Below are 3,901 nucleotides of genomic sequence, written 5' to 3' on the forward strand. Positions count from 1 at the left end.
TTCAAAACCAGCACGTTAAAGCTAAGATTGCTGGGATAAGCGCCCAGGTCAACCCTATCAGTCGCACTCTGGAACTGCGCATCAGCCTACCTGAGTCGGCTGCGGTCATTAATGGCGATATTGCCTATTTGCACCATACACAAACCATTACCCAGCCAGGATATTGGGTGCCTATCGCAGCGTTATCGGACGGAATGCGCGGGCGCTGGCAGTTATATGTTATCAACAACCATCCTCTTGGGGCCCAAGTGGAGCCGCGCGATGTGGAGATCCTCTACACCCACGAGGACATGGCCTACATCCAAGGGGCGGTCCAAGCCAATGAACACTATGTCAACCAAGGGCTACATAAATTAGTCATTGGCCAAGAAGTGATGCCAGTCGCGGCGAAGGTGGCATCATGATGATCAAGGGGTTTGTGGAAAATGGCCGCTTAGTTAGCCTCGTTATCGCCCTGCTTATCGTGGCAGGGTTGGGGGCGCTATCAAGCCTGCCGCGCACGGAAGATCCCGAGATCACCAACCGTTTTGCCTCAATTGTGACGCTCTATCCCGGCGCCAGCGCCGAACGGGTTGAAACCTTAGTGACCGAGGTGCTCGAAAATCAACTCCGGCGCTTAGCACAAATCAAATTGATCCAGTCAACCTCACGGCCTGGGATCTCCGTGATCCAACTAGAACTTGAGGACACTGTCATACAAACCGCCCCCCTGTGGTCACGGGTGCGAGATTTATTAGCCGATGCCCAGCCCTCTTTGCCATCAGGCGTGCTGGCCCCTAACCTTGACGATCAAATCGGTTATGCCTATACCGCGATCCTCGCCATACAGTGGGATGGGCCGGCGCCTGTCAGAGTCGACATGCTCAATCGTTACGCTAAGGAATTACAACATCGCTTAAGGCAGCTCAGCGGGACGGACTTTGTCAAACTCTATGGGGCGCCAGAGGAGGAAATTTTAGTCGCGCTCAACGGCCATAAAATGAGTCAATTACAGCTCACGCCAGGCGCTATCGCGCAGATCTTAAACAATGCCGACAGTAAAATTGCGGCGGGCGAAATCAATAACACCAGCTTTCGCGCCCTCGTCGAGGTCTCCGGTGAGCTCGACTCACTGAGCCGCATTCGCCAAGTGCCACTCAAAGTCGACGCCCAAGGGCAAATTATCCGCCTTGGGGATATCGCCCACATCAGCCGCCAGCCCAAAACGCCCGCGCAGAGTGTCGCCTTAATTGCGGGCGAGCAGGGGATCATCGTCGCTCCGCGCATGCTAAGTAACACTCGAGTCGATGTGTGGCAGGCCGAGGTTGAACAGCTCGTCGATGAACTCAAGCGTGATATGCCCGCCAACATCAATATCCAATGGTTATTTGAGCAAAACAGTTACACCAGTGCGCGCCTAGATGGCTTAGCGATTAATTTACTTCAAGGCTTTGTGATCATTTTTCTGGTGTTGTTAGTCACCCTTGGGCTTCGCAACGCCATTATCGTCGCCCTCGCCTTACCCTTAATGGCGCTATTTACCTTGGCTTGTATGCGATACATTGGCCTGCCCATCCAGCAAATGTCGGTGACCGGTTTAGTGGTGGCTCTGGGGATCATGGTGGATAACGCCATTGTGATTGTCGATGCCATTACCTCCCGGCGCCGGCAAGGGATGACAGCATTGGCTGCGGTAACCGAGAGCTTAGGTCACCTCTGGTTACCCTTAGCGGGCTCAACACTCACCACTATCCTCGCCTTTGCGCCTATCGTTCTCATGCCCGGCTCGGCGGGAGAATTTGTCAGCGGCATTGCGATAGCGGTGATCTTGGCGCTGCTTGGCTCTTATATCATTGCCCACACACTCGTGGCCGGGCTGGCCGGGCGTTTTAGCCATGCAGGTCCCAACAAGCTTTGGTACCAACAGGGCATTAAACTGCCGCTCCTTGCCCATTATTTTAAGGCGACACTCACCATCGCCCTGCAGCGCCCGCGCTTGAGTGCGCTATTGATCGGGATCATCCCAATCCTTGGTTTTATGGCATCGACTAAGATGACCGAACAATTCTTTCCAGCATCGGACAGGGATATGTTCCAAATCGAAATGTACCTTGCCCCCCATGTCAGCCTGGCTAACACGTTAAGCCAGGTGCATTTGCTGGACAGCCAATTGCGCAATATCCAGAGTATCCATCAGGTAAGCTGGGTTGTGGGCGGCAACACCCCGTCGTTTTATTACAATCTCACCGAACGGCAACAAGGCGCCAGCAATTACGCCCAAGCCATGGTGAAAGTGGCGAGCTTTACCGAGGCCAACGCCCTTATTCCTCAATTACAGCAGCAATTTGATAAAGCCTTTCCCGAGGCGCAAATCTTGGTGCGTAAGCTCGAGCAAGGCCCGCCCTTTAATGCGCCAATTGAACTGCTGATCCTAGGTCCCAATCTCGACACCCTGCGCCAGCTCGGAGATGAGGTGCGTAAAATGCTTGCCACCACCAGCGATGTATTGCATACCCGCGCCACCTTAACCGCGGGCGCCCCTAAGGTATGGTTACAAGTAAATGAAGATGCGAGCTTAATGAGCGGCTTAAGCCTGACACAAATCGCCAGTCAAATCCAAATGTCGACCACTGGCGTGATAGCCTCAAACGTGCTTGAGCAAACGGAATCCTTACCCATACGGGTACGCCTAGGAGAAACAAGTCGAGAAGAAGTGAGTAAACTGGCAGAAATTCAATTAGTCACGCCCTCAGGGCAGGCGGTACCACTCTCAGCGCTCTCGCACATTGAGGTGCAGGCCAGTCGCGGCGCCATCCCTAGGCGCAATGGGCAGCGGGTCAATACTATTGAAGCCTATATTGTGAGCGGCGTGTTGCCAGCCAAAGTACTTGAAGCGGTAAAACCTAAACTGACGCAATTATCACTGCCACCGGGTTATCGTATTGAAATAGGTGGTGAAAGTGCCAAGCGAAATGAAGCCATTAGCAATCTGCTCTCCCATCTATTGCTGATCCTCTGCTTACTTTTTGCCATCCTAGTCCTATCTTTTAATTCATTTAGGCTAACCACCATTATTATTTTAAGCGCCATACAATCGGCCGGATTAGGATTATTGGCAGTATTTGTATTTGGTTATCCATTTGGTTTTCCTGTAATTATAGGATTGCTGGGCCTAATGGGGCTTGCCATCAATGCCGCGATTGTCATCTTAGCCGAGCTGGAGGCTGCCCCCACGGCCCGCCTCAATCATCATGGCGGCATCATTGCAATTGTTAGCGACTGTGGGCGACACATCGCCTCCACCACGATAACGACCGTTGGCGGCTTTATTCCGCTGATCATCGCCGGTGGCGGTTTTTGGCCGCCCTTTGCCATCGCGATTGCTGGCGGCACCCTATTAACCACCCTGTTATCACTGGTGTGGGTGCCCACTATGTATTTACTACTTATGACACGCCCAGCAATTGTCAGCACGAGCATCCATAACAAAAGCATCGGTAACGCCCCCAATGATAACGCGAGCTCAGCAGTTAGCAGTCAAGCATATAAAGCGGCAAATCAATAAAATTGACGCTGAGGTAATGACATTGTGTGGCTGATAACTCTATTTACCGCCAACGAGTCGCGCATCTTGGGCGCATCATCGTGATTAAGGGCCTGAGCAATAAAATGGGAAAATAAGAAAATAAGAAAATAAGAAAATAAGAAAATAAGAAAATAAGAAAATAAGAGTAAAGGTAAGCGGTGTATCAGACGATGTATTTATGCCAACACTTAGCGGGCATCCCCCGCTAAGGTTCCGGATGACAACCATTAAGCCCCGGCTAACCTGCTATACCCCAACCTGTTCACCGAGCACTACAAACCACCCAGAAAGCTGAACAAAAAACACACGCAAGTTGCGCAATAATAAAGCAAATTG

The 3,901-nt window shown here is 51.8% G+C and carries 1 protein-coding gene and 1 pseudogene; both read left to right on the plus strand.

What is annotated here, in order from left to right; translation table 11 throughout:
- A pseudogene (locus ACRCZA_RS04335) lies at positions 1-404 on the plus strand (efflux RND transporter periplasmic adaptor subunit); the annotation flags it as partial.
- Positions 404-3,544: an efflux RND transporter permease subunit gene (locus ACRCZA_RS04340; protein WP_438673247.1), complete on the plus strand. Its 3,141-nt coding sequence runs from the start codon at positions 404-406 to the stop codon at positions 3,542-3,544. The pseudogene ACRCZA_RS04335 and the gene ACRCZA_RS04340, both read left to right, overlap by 1 nt.
- Positions 3,545-3,901: the final 357 nt, after the last annotated feature.

This window comes from Shewanella sp., assembly GCF_051658185.1.
GTDB lineage: Bacteria > Pseudomonadota > Gammaproteobacteria > Enterobacterales > Shewanellaceae > Shewanella.